General features: G+C 68.5%; 12 protein-coding genes and 1 tRNA gene. 3 read left to right on the top strand and 10 right to left on the bottom strand.

What is annotated here, in order from left to right:
• Positions 1 to 138: 138 nt before the first annotated feature.
• Genes DFO45_RS03320 through DFO45_RS03310 form a run of 3 tightly spaced genes read right to left on the bottom strand, consistent with a single transcriptional unit; the run spans position 139 to position 3,045 of the window.
• Positions 139 to 954, bottom strand: coding sequence for an ABC transporter permease (locus DFO45_RS03320; protein ID WP_012172040.1), 816 nt, complete (start codon positions 952 to 954; stop codon positions 139 to 141).
• Positions 951 to 1,862: an ABC transporter permease subunit gene (locus DFO45_RS03315; protein ID WP_043880483.1), complete on the bottom strand. Its 912-nt coding sequence runs from the start codon at positions 1,860 to 1,862 to the stop codon at positions 951 to 953. Before DFO45_RS03315 ends, DFO45_RS03320 begins: the two co-directional genes overlap by 4 nt.
• A 16-nt stretch (positions 1,863 to 1,878) precedes the next feature.
• Positions 1,879 to 3,045: an ABC transporter ATP-binding protein gene (locus DFO45_RS03310; RefSeq protein WP_133863720.1), complete on the bottom strand. Its 1,167-nt coding sequence runs from the start codon at positions 3,043 to 3,045 to the stop codon at positions 1,879 to 1,881.
• Positions 3,046 to 3,434: 389 nt separating this feature from the next.
• On the opposite strand from DFO45_RS03310, the gene DFO45_RS03305 reads away from it, so the two are divergent.
• A tRNA-Thr gene (locus DFO45_RS03305) sits at positions 3,435 to 3,509 on the top strand.
• A 107-nt stretch (positions 3,510 to 3,616) separates the two neighbouring features.
• On the opposite strand, the gene DFO45_RS03300 is transcribed toward DFO45_RS03305, so the two are convergent.
• The 5 genes from DFO45_RS03300 to DFO45_RS03280 form a co-directional block, all read right to left on the bottom strand.
• The gene (locus DFO45_RS03300) at positions 3,617 to 7,093 is read right to left on the bottom strand and encodes a cytochrome P450 (protein ID WP_133863719.1); all 3,477 of its coding nucleotides are present in this window, start codon (positions 7,091 to 7,093) and stop codon (positions 3,617 to 3,619) included.
• Between the two features lie 66 nt (positions 7,094 to 7,159).
• Positions 7,160 to 8,422 carry a glycosyltransferase gene (locus tag DFO45_RS03295; protein WP_133863718.1) on the bottom strand — a complete coding sequence of 421 codons (1,263 nt, stop codon included), beginning with the start codon at positions 8,420 to 8,422 and terminating at the stop codon, positions 7,160 to 7,162.
• Positions 8,422 to 9,987 carry an MFS transporter gene (locus tag DFO45_RS03290; protein ID WP_133863717.1) on the bottom strand — a complete coding sequence of 522 codons (1,566 nt, stop codon included), beginning with the start codon at positions 9,985 to 9,987 and terminating at the stop codon, positions 8,422 to 8,424. Before DFO45_RS03290 ends, DFO45_RS03295 begins: the two co-directional genes overlap by 1 nt.
• A 179-nt stretch (positions 9,988 to 10,166) precedes the next feature.
• A complete protein-coding gene (locus DFO45_RS03285; protein ID WP_133863716.1) occupies positions 10,167 to 10,781 on the bottom strand; it encodes a hypothetical protein in 615 nt (204 codons plus the stop codon).
• 258 nt (positions 10,782 to 11,039) lie between these two features.
• The gene (locus tag DFO45_RS03280) at positions 11,040 to 12,239 is read right to left on the bottom strand and encodes an MFS transporter (protein WP_133863715.1); all 1,200 of its coding nucleotides are present in this window, start codon (positions 12,237 to 12,239) and stop codon (positions 11,040 to 11,042) included.
• Between the two features lie 341 nt (positions 12,240 to 12,580).
• Between DFO45_RS03280 and DFO45_RS03275 the strand changes: the two genes are divergently transcribed.
• Together DFO45_RS03275 and DFO45_RS03270 are read left to right on the top strand one after the other, a co-directional pair.
• Positions 12,581 to 12,838, top strand: coding sequence for a hypothetical protein (locus DFO45_RS03275; protein WP_133863714.1), 258 nt, complete (start codon positions 12,581 to 12,583; stop codon positions 12,836 to 12,838).
• Between the two features lie 134 nt (positions 12,839 to 12,972).
• Positions 12,973 to 13,500 carry a hypothetical protein gene (locus DFO45_RS03270; protein WP_133863713.1) on the top strand — a complete coding sequence of 176 codons (528 nt, stop codon included), beginning with the start codon at positions 12,973 to 12,975 and terminating at the stop codon, positions 13,498 to 13,500.
• 40 nt (positions 13,501 to 13,540) lie between these two features.
• Here the strand turns inward: DFO45_RS03270 and DFO45_RS03265 are convergent, their stop codons facing one another.
• A complete protein-coding gene (locus DFO45_RS03265; RefSeq protein ID WP_133863712.1) occupies positions 13,541 to 14,080 on the bottom strand; it encodes a hypothetical protein in 540 nt (179 codons plus the stop codon).
• Between the two features lie 156 nt (positions 14,081 to 14,236).
• Complete coding sequence (locus DFO45_RS03260; protein WP_133863711.1) at positions 14,237 to 15,778, bottom strand: cache domain-containing protein; 1,542 nt, start codon at positions 15,776 to 15,778, stop codon at positions 14,237 to 14,239.
• Positions 15,779 to 16,056 lie beyond the last annotated feature (278 nt).

Genomic DNA, 16,056 nt, shown 5'->3' with positions numbered 1-16,056 from the left:
TAGCGGGATGTGCTGCCCATGGCCACCACCGGGGCGGCACTTTCGGGGGCGGCCGCGCCGCGCGCCGCATTTTGCGCCGCCGGCGTGTGCACACGGGCACAGGGCACGGCGGGGTCCGCGCCCCGCCGGCCGAAACCTTTACCGAAGGGCCGCCTGCTCCTCCATGCGCCGCTGCGCCTCCTGCCGCTTGGTCAGGATGGAGGCCGCCAGCACCACGACGGCGATGATGCCGATGAGGATGGTGCAGATGGCATTGATCTCCGGCGTCACGCCGAGGCGCACCTGCGAATAGATGCGCATGGGCAGCGTGGTGGCGCCGGGGCCGGTGGTGAAGCTGGCGATGACGAGGTCATCCATGGACAGGGTGAAGGCCAGCATGAAGCCGGAGACCACCGCCGGCAGGATGAGCGGCAGCGTGACCACGAAGAAGGTCTTCACCGGCGGGCAGCCGAGGTCCTGCGCCGCTTCCTCCAGTGCGCGGTCGAAGGTGACGAGGCGCGACTGCACCACCACCGCCACGAAGCACATGGTGAAGGTGATGTGGGCGAGCGTGATGGTCCAGAAGCCCCGCTCCATCCCCACCGCCACGAACAGCAGCAGCAGCGACAGGCCGGTGATGACTTCCGGCATCACCAGCGGGGCATAGGTCATGCCGGAGAAGAGGGTGCGGCCGAAGAAGCGCCCGTAGCGGGTGAGCGCGAGGGCCGCCATTGTCCCCAGAACGGTGGCCGCCAGTGAGGACAGGAAGGCGACCCGCAGCGTCACCCAGAAGGCGTCGAGAAGCTGGTCATTCTCCAGCAGCGAGGCATACCACTGAGTGGAGAAGCCGGCCCAGACGGTGACGAGACGCGAGGCGTTGAAGGAATAGAGCACCAGCAGCAGGATGGGGATGTAGAGGAAGGCAAACCCCAGCACCAGCGCGGTGACATTGAACCAGGAGAGGCGCCCGCTCATCGTCCCGCCTCCAGCTGGCGCGCCTGGATGTTCTGATAGATGACGATGGGCACCACGAGCACCACCAGCAGCAGCACCGCCACCGCCGAGGAGGCGGTCCAGGAGCGGTTGACGGTGAACTCGGTCCAGAGCGACTTGCCGATCATGAGCGTGTCTGAACCGCCGAGCAGGTCCGGGATCACGAACTCACCCACCGCCGGGATGAAGCACAGCAGCGCGCCCGCCGCGACGCCCGGCAGGGACAGCGGGAAGGTGATGGTCCAGAAGGCTTTCAGCGGCGTGCAGCCGAGGTCCTGCGCGGCTTCCAGCAGCGTGCCGTCGAGCTTCTCCAGCGCCGAATAGAGCGGCAGCACCATGAATGGCAGGTAGGAATAGACGATGCCGATATAGACCGCGAGATCGGTGTTGAGGATCTCCAGCGGCTGGTCGATGAGCCCCAGCGCCATGAGCCCCTGATTGAGGAAGCCTTCCGGCGAGAGGATGCCGATCCACGCATAGACGCGGATGAGGAAGGAGGTCCAGAAGGGCAGGATCACCAGCATCAGCAGCGTCGGTTGGAGGCCCTTGGGCGCGCACGCCATGCCATAGGCGATGGGATAGCCCACCAGCAGCAGCAGCACCGTCGAGATGCCGGCGATGACGAGGCTGGAGCCATAAGCGGCGATGAACTCGTTATCGAAGGAGAGCACATAGCCGTAATTGGCGAAGGAGAGCTGGGCGAGCGCCTCCTTGAACGCGGCCCAGCCGGCGGAAAGATCGAACACCGGAGCATAGGGCGGCTGGGCGATCACATCCTGCGAGAGGCTGATCTTCAGCACGATGAGGAAGGGCACGAGGAACAGCGCCAGCAACCACACGTAGGGCACGGCGATCACCAGCCGACGTCCCCAGCGATTGGAATTGGACAGGGCCACGGGCGCCTCCTCAGTGCGTCAGCACCACGCCCGCGTCGGGCGCGAAGGTGACCCACACCTTGTCGTCCCACGTGATGGGACGCTCCACGAGGCGCGAGACATTGGGCTTGGAGACCTTGATGCGCGTGCCGCAGGCCAGTTCCACATGATAGATGGACAGGTCGCCCAGATAGCCGATGTCCCACACCTTGCCCTCGAAGATGTTGCTCTCGGCAGGAACCGGCGCCTCCAGCGCGATGCGCAGCTTCTCGGGGCGGATGACGAGCCACGCGCTGTCGCCGGGCTTCACGTCCACGCTCTGGGCGATGCGGATGGGATAGGCGGTCTTCTCGCAGCCAAGCGTGACACCGTCCGGAGCCACCGCCGCGACCTTCGTCTCCACCACGTTCACGTCGCCGATGAAGTCGGCGATGTAGCGCGTGGCGGGCTGCTCGTAGATCACCGCGGGCGGCGCCACCTGGACGAGCTGCCCCTGATTCATGACGCCGATGCGGTCCGCCACGGTCATGGCCTCTTCCTGATCGTGGGTGACGATCAGGAAGGTCATGCCCAGCGTCATCTGCAGGTCCATGAGCTCGAACTGGGTCTCCTCGCGCAGCTTCTTGTCGAGCGCCGTCAGCGGCTCGTCCAGCAGCAGTACCTTCGGTCGCTTGGCCACGGAGCGGGCAAGCGCCACGCGCTGGCGCTGGCCGCCGGACAATTGATGGGGCTTGCGCTTGGCGAAGGGTTCGAGCTTCACCAGCGCCAGCATCTCCTCCACCCGGGCGGCAATGTCTGCCTTCGACATCTTGTCCTGCCGCAGGCCGAAGGCGATGTTGTCCCACACATTCATGTGCGGGAAGAGCGCATAGGACTGGAACATCATGTTCACCGGCCGCCGGTGGGGCGGCATGGCGGAGATGTCCTCTCCGGCGAGCAGGATACGCCCCTCGGTCGGCGGCTCGAAGCCGGCGAGCATGCGCATGAGGGTGGTCTTGCCGCAGCCCGACGGCCCCAGCAGCGCGAAGAACTCGCGCTCATAAATGTCGAGGCTGACGCGATCGACGGCGGTGAACGCGCCGAAGCGCTTGACCACGGTCTCGAAGCGGATGAGCGGCTTGGCGGCCGGATCGTCCCAGGGGGCAAAGGAGCGCCGAACGGCGCCGATGATCTGGGTCCGTGCCTTGTCCGCCGCCATCCGAGCCCCCGCCCTATTGCGCTGGGAATGAGGCTATCCCCGCATCGCGCGTCGCTCAAGCTCTGAGCAGGCCCAAATGGTGGGCGTCCCGCAGAATGTGCGCACCCGGCCCGTGCCGGAAAGCCCAGGTGGACGGCCGGCACTCTCCACGCCGTTCGGTCGAAAATCCGGCCGCTTTGGCAAATCCCGCGAAAACCCTTGCGCCACATAGGCGCGCGCGAGAGGGCGGCGGAGTTGACCACAGCTTCGCGCGAGCTTCTCCCCCCTCGGGCTTGCACACCCCGCCGGCTTATGGCAGGTACAGCGCGCTCGCAGCGCTCTGGCGACGCGGGCCGGACGATCAGTCCCTGCACACGGCATTCATAGCCGGCAGAACGACATGATCCTGCGCTGCGGTAGCTCAGTGGTAGAGCACTCCCTTGGTAAGGGAGAGGTCGAGAGTTCAATCCTCTCTCGCAGCACCAGCTTTCAGCTTAAAAATCGATGAGCGTGTTGAACCGGCGCGGAATTCTCCGCGGTCGGTACCCCTATTCACCGCCATGCCTGCCCGCGCAGAGCCCCCTTCCCGGCATCAGGACGAGGCCCATACGTCCTGCAGATAGCGCCCGCTGGCCTCCAGTTCCGCCACCGCACCGGCCCCGAGGAGATCGGCGAAGGCGGCGTGAACGTCCGGCGCCATAGTGCAGGCATTGCCGCAGATAAGGATGGAGGCGCCGGCCGCCACCTGTTCGCGCACCGCATCGCCATGGGTCCGCAGCAGATCCTGCACATAGGTCCGGGGCGTGCCTGGCCGGCGGGAGAAGCCCACCGCCAGAAGGCTCAGCGTGCCTTCGTCGCGATAGGCCTCCAGTTCCTCGCGATAGAGATAATCGCCATCGTCCCGACAGCCGAAGAAGAGGAGCACCGGGCCGGCGCCACGCCCCTGCGCCCGCAGGGCATGGCGCTCCTGAATGAAGCCGCGCAGGGGGGCGAGGCCCGTGCCCGGCCCCACCAGGATGAGCGGCACCGCAGGATCGGCCGGAAGGTGGAAAGTGCTGCCCGTATCCTTCACAAGCACGCGCACCGGCGCGTCCTCCCCGCAGCTCGCGAGATAGCTGCTGCACAGGCCGTCATGGCGCACGCCGTCGGCGGTGGTGAACTGATGCACGCCCACGGTGAGCGCGCACGCATCCGGCGACATCAAGGGCGAAGAGGAAATGGAATAATAGCGCGGCTTCAGCGCCGGGCGCACGGTGAGCAGGGTCGCGAGGTCGAGCTTCACGGAAGGCACCTGCGCCAGCAGGTCTTCCATGCGCGGATTCGCCTCGGCCACGGCGCTGGGAAAATCGGAGAGCCAGCCGGCGATCCGCGCCCGGTCGGGCGGGCATTGCGCCGCCTGCGCCCAGGCCCGCAGATCACGCCGCGTGACGGGGCCGGCAAGGTCCACGTGCTCGGCCAGCAGTTCACCGACGCTCACCGGCACGCCGAAGGGCAGTCCGGCTTCGCTGGCGGCATCCGGATGCAGGGCGGTCAGCAGCACCTGCGTCTCCGGCGCAAGGCCGCAGCGGGCGGCGGCGGCGGCGACCAGAGCCGGCGGATTGACCGGGAACACGGCAAGATGATCGCCGGCGGCATAGGAGGTGCCGGCCGGCAGCGGGATTTCGATATGGCGGGTCGAGCCCTGGGCGCCGGGGGACAGCAGTTCGCGATTGACCCGTATGCGAGACAGTTGCGCACCCTGGTCGAGCCGGGTGCCGGTGCGGGGCGCGGCACCGGTGGCCGCGCCTGCGAAATTCACCACCTCCACCTTCACCGCCGGGGCCTCCCCGGCTGCCTCGGCGCTACCAATCACGGCTGCACCAGCCGCACCGCCGAAGGCCGCCTCAAGCGCCGGCCAGAGGGCGGCGGTCCAGCCCTCCACCGCCGCCTCGTAATCGCCCGCCGCATCCGCGGTGCCCTCTTCCAGCAGGGCCGTGCCGCCGAGCGCGGCAAGGCCCGAGGCAATGGTCTTCGGGAATTTCTGGAAGGTCTGGTGCCACTGCGTATTGCCGCAGCCGAGCACCGCGTGCCGCACACCGGCGCAAACGCCAGCGGGCGCAATCTCGAGCCATTTGGCGAAGCGGGCGGCATTGTCCGGCGGCGTGCCATTATAGGTGGAGGTGACGATCACCACAGGCCCGTCGGTGAGCCACGGCTGGCCCACCTGCTCGTCCAGTTCCGCCACGGTCGCGGCAAAGCCCCGCGCGCCCGCCTGCTGGGCGAGGCTGAGCGCGATATCCCGACAGCCGCCCATGTTCGATCCATAGAGCACGCGCATGGGCCGCCCGCCGGCCTGCGCCACCGCCAGGGGCGCCCCTTGCGTATTGGGGGCCTCAGTGCGGACCGGAAAGCGTCCTTTCACCTCCGGCCGGCGCTCCAGCACCATGTCCAGATGGTCCGGCTTCACGGTGAGCGCCTGCTTGTGGCGCAGCACGTAATGCGGATCCTTGGGACGCGCGGTGAAGCGCTGGATGAAGCGGGCCAGCACCATTTTGGCTTCCACCAGAGCGAACTGGAAGCCGATGCACGAGCGCGCGCCCATGCCGAAGGGGTGGTAGGCGTGGGGATGGTGGTGCTTCTCTTCCTCCGGCCCAAAGCGCTCTGGGCGGAAGACCAGCGCATCCGCGCCCCAGAAGCGCGGGTTCTTCTGCATGGCCGAGAGCGAGACGAAAATGCGCTCGCCCGCCTTCAGGTCATAGCGGCCGTTGCCAACGGTCGCATCGCGGGTGACATAGCGCGGGAACATGGGCACCGGCGGGCAGAGGCGCAGCGCCTCCTTCAGCACCCGCTGGGTATAGGCGAGCCGGCCGACGTCCTCATAGGTGGGCTTGTAGGAGAAGTCCCGGCCCAGCACCTCGTCCACCTCGGCAATGAGCTTCTCCATCGTCTCGGGATACTTCCAGAGGTGATAGAGCGCATAGGCCAGCATGCCGGAGGTGGTCTCGTGCCCGGCGATGAGCAGCACGATGAGCTGGCCGCGGATATTGTCGTCGGGCAGCTTCTGCCCCGTCACGCGATCCGGCGTGGTGAGCATCACCTGAAGGAGATCGGTCGGCACCGGCGCGCCTGCGGCCATGGCGAAGCGGCGCTCGGCGATGATGGTCTCCACCTCATCCAGCATGATCTTGTCGGCGGCCGCGCGGGTCTTGCGGGCCTCGTGATAGAACACCTCCGGCAGCAGGCGCTTGGGCTCGGCCATGGCGTCGGTGAGCACCACGTTCATGGCCTCCACAAAGGCCGGAAGCGCGGGGGAATCGATGGCCCCGTAGCGCCGGTTGAAGGCAGCATATGAGATGGCCTCGAAGGTCATCCGCGTCATCAGGTCGGTGGCGAGGAAGCTCTCGCCGGGCGCGAGGCGGTCGAGATGGTCGAGCAGGTCGTCGGCCACCTCGACGATACGGCCGTAATAGTTCTTGAGCGCCGTGGCGCCGAAGGCCGGGGCGAGGATGCGATGAGCCTGGTGCCAGAGCGGGTCGTTGTCGCTCGCCGTGAACAGCGCGCTGCCGACGCTCTTCTCGGCCAGATTCCCGAGGCCGCCGCGCCCCTCCACGAGCTTGGCAAACACATCGGGCGCGGCGCACATCTCCGAGATGATGTCGGCGTCCGAGCAGAAATAGGCGCGCTTGCCGCCCACCTGAAACGCGAAGAATTCCCCATGCTTGGCGTGCAGGGCATCCACCGCCGCCACGAGACCCTCGGCATTGTGCAGTTCGGGCAGGTTGCCGACGATGGGATAGGGCCTGGGGCCGGGCACGGGCTGGTGGCGCGCCGGGGGAGCTGAAGACGGCACCTCGCCCTGCACCACCAGCCGCAGCCGCGTGCCGGCAGGCACGCTGTCATCAAGGGCGATGATGACCCCATCCGCCGTCTCCACATGGAAAGCGGTCTCGCCCGAGAGGCCCGCCGCCGCGCGCACGGCGGCCAGCACCGCCTCCCGGCTCGCGCCCGGAAACCAGCCGACCCGGACGGTGCCGGCCGCAAGATCGAGGTCCACGCTCTTCAGGGCCGGAGGCGTCGAGGTCTCGGACATGGTGTCTCCATCGGGGCTTCGCAGAGCCCCTTCGCGGGCAGCGATGGCGAAAGCGGCTCCATGGCGTCAGACGCCGGGGCGGGCTTGAGCGCGGCGGACCATGGCTTCGATGGCGTCCACCGTGTGGCCCATGTCCGCCTCCGGGTCCATGGATGCGGCCACCGCCTTGGCGCGGGCGGCCATGGCCGTGTCGGCAAGCACGGCGGCAAGGCTGCGCTCCAGGGTTTCCCGGTTGACGCGCGTGTGCGCCAGCACCGCGCCGACGCCCATGCGGCGCAGACGCTCGGCATTGTCCGGCTGGTCGAAACCGACCGGGATGGTCAGGACGGGCACGCCCGCGCGCAGCGCCTCGGCACAGCCGCCGACCCCGCCGTGCTGCACCACCGCCGCCGCATGGGGGAACAGGCTCCCGTGGGGGGCATAGTCCAGCGCCAGCACCTGATCCGCCGGGGCGCGGGGCGGAGGGTTCTTGCCCATGAGGAGAATGGCCCGCCGGCCGAGGGCGAGCGCGGTATCGGCGGCCACCTGATAGAAATCCTGCGCCAGATGCACGACGGTGGTGCCGAGCGTGAAGACCACCGGTGCCGGACCTGCCGCCAGAAAGGCCCCGATGCGCGCGGCCGTCTCTGGTGTTGGCGTCTGGGCGAGAAAGGGAAAGCCCGTCTGCACCGAGGCCGCCGGCCAGTCCCGCTGGAGCGCGCCAAAGGCGGGGGAAAAGAGCGCCAGCACCAGATGGGGCGAGAACTTGCCCTCGAATATGATGTTGCCGGTGCGCACGCCCAGCTCCTCCTGCAGCGCCAGCAGGGGCTGCGCCCAGGCGTTGGTGGCGCGGCGCATGATCCGGAACAGCAGGCGCTGCGGCCAGGTGCCGAGATGGCGCAGGTGATAGGCGGCCGGAAAGCGGGTGAGCACGCACGGGTCGAGCGCCGACATCAGCGTGGTGGGAGCGAGCATGGCATTGGCCCATGGCAGGCCGAGCTTGGCCGCCACCAGCGGCGCCACATAGATGAGTTCCCCCACCACCATCGCATCCGCTCCCTGCGCCGCGGCGAGCAGGTCCGCATAGGTGTCCCGTGCATGGGGAAAGATGGTCTCCGCGAGCAGGCGCTTTCCGCCGTGCACCGGGTCGCCGAAAATGTAGGTCAGCACCTCGGGCGGGAAATCGGGCCGCAGGGGATGGAACGGCAGTCCGAGCGCGGTGATGCGCGCCTCATAGGCGGCGGGGGCGGCAACGGCCGGCGTGTGCCCCCGCGCCCGCAGGGCCTGCGCCATGGCGAGCATGGGAAAGAGATCGCCCAGCGATCCGAGGGAAGCGAAGAGGATGCGCATCAGGAGGCTCCCTTGGCGATCTCGCGGCGCGCGTGCGGCGGGCGGCGCATCAGCAGCACGGCGGCGCACAGGGCGAGCGCCAGCATGGCAGCTCCCACGTAATAGCCCTCCGAGATGCTTCGGGCGGCGCTGAGCCGCAGGGCCGCACCAACCGCTGGCCACTGCTCCGCCAGCGTGCGCACCGCCTCGTCCTTGCCATAGGCGGCGTCGGCCATGAGCGCTTCGAGCTGCGTCCGCGCCGCCCCCTCCGGGGCCGCCTCTGCCGCGATGGCGAGGACACGGCCGCGCTCCAGCGCCACAACGACGGTGCCGATGGCCGCCATGCCGATGGCGCCGCCGAGCTGGCGCACCGTATCAAGGGCGCCGAAGGCCCGGCCGCGGTGGCTTTCCGCGACCTGCGCGGTGCCATCCGTGTAGGTCTGCGACAGGGCGAGGCCCATGCCGGCACCCAGCATCACCAGGGCAGGCGCCATATAGAGGAAATCCATGCGCGGCAGCGCGTGAACCTCCAGCACGAAGCCGAGGGTCGCCAGCGTGAGGCCCGCCACCACCGGCACCTTCACGCCATAGCGGTCATAGAGCAGGCCCGAGAGCGGGGCACACACCATCATGGGGCCCAGGAACAGCAGCATGGCGAGGCCGGATTGCAGCGGCGCGAAATGCAGCACCCGTTGCAGATAGATGGCGCCATAGGCCGACTGGCCGATGATGGCGCACTGGGCGCAGAACAGGACGAGGCCATCGGCACAGAACTGCCGCCGTGTGAACAGGCGCACATCGACCAAGGGGTCCACCGCCCGCGCCTGCGTGACCACGAACAGCATCAGCAGCACAGCCCCGATGGCGATCAGCGAGAGCGTGAGCGGCGAGGTCCAGCCCCAGGCATGGCTCTCCTGGAGACCCAGCACGATGGGGCCGAGCGCCGCCACCAGAAGCAGGCTGTGGGCCGGCCGGAAGGTGCCGCTGCGCGGGCTCGCGGCGGCCGGGCCCGCAGCGCGCAGCAGAAGCAGGACGGCAAGGGCCAGCGGCAGATTGACGAAGAAGGCCCAGCGCCAGCCGCCCACCTGCACCACCGCCCCGCAGACGATGGGGCCGATGACCATGGCAAGCCCGCCGAGGCCGCTGTAAAGCCCCATCGCCCGCCCGCGCTCCGTGGGGCCGAACGCCTCGGTGGCGAGCAGCGCCGCCGCCGGCGCCATCAGGATGTTGCCGAGCCCTTCAAGGGTGCGACCGCACAGCAGCATGGGCAGATTGACCGCAAGCCCGCTCACCACCGAGCCGAACGCGAACAGCATCACGCCGACGCGGAAAACTCGCGCACGGCCATAGATATCGGCCAGCCGGCCACCTGTGGCGATGGCCACCGCCACGGTGAGGGCGTAGAGGGTGATGATCCATTGCTGGGCGCCATGGCTCAGCATCAGGTCGCGCTGGATGGAGGGCAGCGCCACGGCGGTGCCGGTGGCGTCGATCATGATCATGCCGAGCGCGCCAGCCGCCGCGAAGACGGTGCACCAGCGCTGCCGGCTGTCGATCGACCCGACGCCCATCCCGCGAGCCCTCATGTGAACGGCCGTCCTGACAGCGGAATACCTGTCAAAACGGTAACATGAGGCCAATTGTCCCGCGCGCGGCCCAGCTTGTACAGGGCTGCGGGGCGGTGGGGTCAATTATCGCCGGTCTCCAGGCGTGGGACCAGCCGGAGACGCCCTCCACGGCTTGCAGACGCCAGAGCGGATGGCTCCTAGACCGCGTATTTCAGCATGGACGGGCTGGCGATCTGCGTCAGGCGGCGGGTCTTCGCGTCGATGCCGTTCAACAGGCGTTCGCATTCGGCGAGGATGCGGGCGAGCGAGGTCTTCTTGCCATCGGGCGCCGAGCCTTCATGGCGGATGGCGGAGGCGAGCCAGGCGAGGCGATCGAGGTCATATCTCATCACATAGCGCAGAAACTTGTTCTCCACGCAGATGAGGGGCAGGAGCGCATGCTCAACATCGAGCGCGAGCGTGCCGATCACCTCGCTGCTGGCATTGGCCTCGACCTCGAGGCGCGCGGAATGCACCAGCGTCTTGGCCTCCTGCGTCCGTGCGGCAAAGTCGGCCGACGTGATGCGGTCGCGCCGGAAATGGAATTCATCGGTCGCAATGAGTTCCTGGAGCGAAATCTCGGACTGATGGCGCGCGGCCTTCCAGATCAGGGCGCCGGCCAGAACGGTGAACAGGCCGCAGATGACCGAGCCGGAAAAGTCGATCCAGCCGTCTGCCGTCGCCGGTATGCCGCGGACGAAACCGGCAGCGGCCATGGCCACCGCGACAACCACGACGCATTGCACCACGCGCCGCGTGGAGATGCCTTCCATCCTCAATCCCCCGCCGATCGCCGAGAAGCCGATCCGATGACGCGCAACCGACCCGATCGGCCAATCTCCCGCTGTCGGACCACACCCCCGGCAGGTGGCTCCAACAACCCGCCGCGCTCAGCTTACAGCGGATAGAACGGTACAATGTGACGCAAAGGTCAATCTTTTAATCAGACAGCCTGCAAAGCAGACGCCCACAACCCGCCAGATCTCGGGCGATCCGCCCCGTCAAACAGCCTCAACGGGACGACTACCCCCTCACGCGCGCCGCTCCAGAACGGCGAGGCCCGCAAGCACCGCGAGGCTGACGATCATGGCCGCCACCAGCACATCCAGCATGGCGGCGGCGCCGAAGCGGGTCAGCAGAAAGGCCGCGCCGGACGGGGCCAGCGCTTGCAGGATGAGGTTCGGCCGGGCGATGCGGCCGATCACGGGGGCATAGCGCTCGGGGCCGAACACCGCGAGGGGGACCGTGCCGCGGGCGATGGAATAGACGCCCGTGCCCAGCCCGTAGAAGACGAGCGCCAGCCCCGGCCAGGCAAAGCCGAGGGCCAGCAGCGTGAGGCCGAGGCTCATCATCACCACGGCGATGCCCAGGGTCCACAGGGGGTGATGGCGCCCGCCGCCGGCCATCTCCAGCAGGCGGGAGGCAACCTGGGCCGGGCCCAGCAGCATGGCGATGGACACCGCCTGGGCCAGCGTCAGCCCCTGCGACTGGAGGACGGTGAGCAGATGCTGCGAAATGGCCGCCGAGGTGGCCCCGCACAAGGTGATGGTGCTGGCGAGCAGGATGAATTTCAGCTGGTCGATGCCGGTCAGACGGAGCGGCGCGGATGTCCGGCCGGGCGTATCGTCGGCAGAACCCGTGGCCGGGGGCGCGGGAACCGGCAGCGCGAAGAGGACCAGAGGCACGCACAGGAGGCCCATGATGGCGGCGTAGGCAAAGCAGGTGCCGCGCCAGCCGAGCTGATGTTCCAGAAAGCTCGACACCGGCCAGCACAGCGTGCTGGCAAAGCCGCCCCACAGGGTGAGGCGGGTAATGACCGGCCGCGCAGCAAGGCCGAACAGCCGCCCCAGCGCGGCAAAGGCCGCATCATAAAGGCAGGCCCCCATGCCGAGGCCGATGACCACCCATCCGCCGATGAAGACGGGGAGCGACGTGGCAAGGCCGATGAGCACCTGGCCCAACGCCATGAGCAGACAGCCCGCCGCCAGCACGGAACGCCCGCCGCTGCGCGCGATGCGCGTGCTCACAGCGGGCGAGATCAGCCCCGCCACCAGCATGCCGATCGAGAGCGCGCCCACCACCCAGGGCAGAGGCCAGCCGGTATCGGCGGCAATGGGCTGGGCGAGCACCGCCAGCAGGTAGAAGGACGATCCCCATGCGAAGATCTGCACCACGCCCAGCGCGGGCACGAGGCGGAACAGGGGCACAGCGGCGGGGCTGGCTGCGGTCATGGTCGGCGTCCCGCTGAGCGGAACCAAAAGGCGGAGGACATGATGAAAAAACAGGCCGAGAATCGCCTGCACCCTTGATGGGCAATCTGGGGAGGCTCAGCTAACACGGCCCGCCCGGCCTCGCCACCGCCTGAAATTGCAGACCGTCCGAACGACGCCTGCGCCCGGCACGCAGCGCAGCGGCCTGCGTCTCCCCCGTCCGTCAAACGGAAAAGACGCCTCTGCAGACGGTCCCGGCAGATTTGAGTGCCATCGGCCGCGCAAGTCCGCTAGAGCACTCGCCGGGCTGTGCGGCGCCCCCATCCGCCCTCGCCGCCCGGACGACGTTTCAGGAGCCTCCCATGTCCGAGATCAAGGCCCGCATCCTTACCGGTCTGCGCATGAACTTCATTCATCCCGAGGATCTGGGCAGCGCGCTCATCCTCGATCTGGAGACCGACGAGGGCGAGGAGCGTTACGTGCTGCCCTGCAACCCGGCGCTTTCCACGGAAGAGATCGAGGCCATCGGCGACGAGATCATGGCCTCCCTCGACAAGCTGATCGCCCCCTCGGACGACGAGGAACTCGACGGGGACGAGGACGGCGAAGACAAGGCCTGAAGCCGCGGGCGACCGGCGCTGCATTAACCCTGAGGGCTGGATGAGGGCACCAAACGCGGGCTCGGGCGTTGTCCCATCGACCTGAGACGGGAGCCGCTTCGCTCCCCCCGGCGATGGAGGTGCCTGTGCCGCAGATGACCACTCCCGCTCTTCGCCTCGCGGCGCTGCTGTCGCTCGCTGTGGCCGGCGGCCTGCCCGCCCAGGCCCAGCCTCAGAACCCGGCACAGCCGGAAGCGCATCAGCCGGGCACGCCGGCGGCTGCGCCGACGCCGGCGCCAGCTACGCCGCCCGCCGCCACGCCTTCGGCGGATGGTCCGGGCAGCGCAGAGCGCTCCCAGCGGATGGACAAGCCGGGCAAGAGCGGCGGCAACGACAAGGCCGCCGAGCCGGATGTGGTGAACGACACCACGCTCGTCATGGCCTGCAAGCAGAAGGCCCTCGGCATCCTCAAGAACCGCTCACCGTCGGTGGAGGACATCTTCATCGACATGGACGGCCTCACCGTCGCGCAGGCCGACACCATGGTCGGCGACACGAAGGTGATCGGCGTCATGATGGGAGAGGCCTATATCCAGCGCGACAAGACCGACAAGGTCCACCGTTTCCTCTGCCTGACCGGCGAAGGCGGCAAGGTGCTGATGACCTTCTTCACCGAGCGCTGAACACCGCACGCCGAACCGGCTGCGCCGCCGCACAGCGAACCTATTGCTGCGCCGCGCAGCGGGTGGCGGCGGACTTGGTGCGGGCGAGCGACGGCAGGCGCACGGAGGTCTCGCTGGTCAGCACCGGCGTCAAGCCCTGCTTGGTATATTCCTGAAACTTCGGGCAGGTCTTGGCGGTCGCCGGGCCGACGATGGCGGAGAAGGTCACGGCTTCGGCCGTAATCTTTACCGGCGTCTCGCCGTCATAGGCCTGGGTGAGGACAGGCTTGCGGGCCGCCATGTCATAGATGACGAGGTTGCGGCTCGGCCCGGTGCCACGGTCCATGACGAGGAAGCGTCCAGCCGCCCCCACCACGTAATCCGCTTCGTTCGGGCTGCTCACCTCCACGTCGCCGGGCGTCTTCTTATAGACGCACTCGGGCGCGGCGGCGCCAGCCGGAACGGGGCGCACCAGAATGTCGCTGCCCGGACCGAGCGTGCTGTCGCGATGGATCACCAGGAAGCCGTCGGACGAAAGGCATTTGGCCGGGCTCTGCGGCGCCGCGGCGGCGGGGACACCGGCAAGAAGGCCCCACCCCATCAGGCCCATCATCGCCCCACAGACGCCCGCGCCCAAAGACCCCAGGTTCGGCCTACGCATATCCGTTTCCCGCCGTCATCTGAAATGCCCCGTCCGCCCTATACCGCCTTTTGCCGGCGCCGCGAAGCCGGATGACGGAGCGCGCCACCCCGGCGCCTAGGCGACGGGAACCTCCGAGGCTTGCTGAACGAGTGGCAGCCACAGTTCCACCCGCCACAGACCTGCCGACCGTCTTTCGACAACCGCGCCGCCGGCGCCCCCCACGATGGCACGCCCCAGCGCAAACGCCTGCGCCCCGCCGGCATCCGTGAGGCCCGCAAGACCGACGCACGCATAGGTTCCAGGCAGACGATCCCCTGGCTCGTCGCCCCCGACGCAGGCGAAGGAGACGGTCGCGCCGATCCGCGCAAGTTCCGGCGCGGCGCGGGCCATCCCCAGAACCACATCGAGGAGCGCGGCACCCAGCGGCGCCGGGCTCAGGTGCACGGTGAGGTGCGCGGCATCGCGCGTTTCCTGAAGGGTCAGGTCGGGCAACCCCGCGGCGGTGGCGAGACCGGCCACGTCCCCCAACACCTCGCCAACCTCCGCTTCGCCTGCGGCAGCCGGCGAACCGCGGGCCGCCGCCAGCACCGCCGCGATGATATCTGTTTCGCGCAAGGCCGCCTCCCCCGCTCCCGTCGAGAGCGCGGCCCGCAGGCGCAGAACGAGCAGATCCAAGAGCGCAAGATCCGGGGCCATGACGGGCTCCGGCGGCGGCGTCTCCGCCGCCTCCACCCGGCCCCGCGGCAGAAAGGCGACCACGGCCAGAGCGGCCATCGCAAGGAGAGCGAGCGCCCCGATGCAGAGCGCGTGCTTCCGCCATGCCGCGAGCACTTCCGACTGGCGTGCCGCGACCGCGATGACGAGATCGGGGGCGGCCAACACGCGGAAGGCATGCAGCGCCCGGTCTCCCCCTGTCAGCGACGTGCCCGTGAAGATGCCCGCGCTCGCCGCCTTGGCCTGCCGGAGAATCTCGTTCTGCTCGGGCAGGCGCTCGATCATCCGGGCCCCGTCGGTCCGCAGCAGTACGACGCCATCGGTGCGGGCGATGAGCAGGGGCGCATCTCCCACCATCCGCCCGTAGAGGCTCACCAGCACCTGCGGCAGGACGGCGCCCCCGACCGCACCCCGCAGAACGCCGTCGCTCAGGATCGGACGGGTCGCGACGAAATTCTCGGTCCGCGAAACCTGCCCGCGGGCCGGCTCATTGAGGAAAAGGCCGGTCTCGCCATTGCGGTAGGCCCGGAAATATTCCCGCTGGCGCATGTCGTAGGGCGGTATCGGAAAGGCACGGCTCGAGGCCACGAGCTTGCCCTCCCCATCGACCACGAAAACGGATTCGAGGGTCGGCATCCGCTCCCGCAGGCGGGCCAGAAGGTCATGCAGGCTGGCATCGTTGCGGGCCTGGGCGAGATCCTGCCGGGGGATCTGGGTCAGCGTCAGTTCAAGCGCGAGGTCCAGCGTCCGCACCAGCGTCGCCATGTGCTCGCTCACCGCAAGCACGCGCCGGTCCAGCAGATCCCGCGCCCGCCCCAGTTCCACTTCCCGGTCGATGAGGACGGCGGCGAGCGCCGTGAGAAGGATCGTCAGCGCCGCGGCCGCCGCAAACGCGCGCCGGCCACGCCGGAACAGGGCGTCCGCGCGCCAAGATCGGCCCATTCACTGCCCCTCCCTCCCCGGAGAAGCATAGCGTAAGGCCCACGCCGCATTCCGCCAAGGATGCCGGCCCGACTTTTCGCAAAGCAGCATGCCCTTGTTCACTCTGAAGAAACAGCCCGTGCAAATGGCGCTATACCGGCCGGCGAAGACGCACCTGCCGCAGCTGAATGTCGGCATTGCTTGGCGCATCCATCATTTCGTCGAGAAGTTCCGCTCTTCTTTGTTGACGCGCGGCAGGCTAAACAGACGCATCGGCGCTGCGCGCCGCAGTTGGAGGC

It is taken from the genome of Azorhizobium sp. AG788 (assembly GCF_004364705.1).
Lineage (GTDB): Bacteria > Pseudomonadota > Alphaproteobacteria > Rhizobiales > Xanthobacteraceae > Azorhizobium > Azorhizobium caulinodans.
The sequence above is the reverse complement of the archived record's forward strand: the minus strand, read 5'-3'. Positions and strand labels throughout refer to the sequence as shown.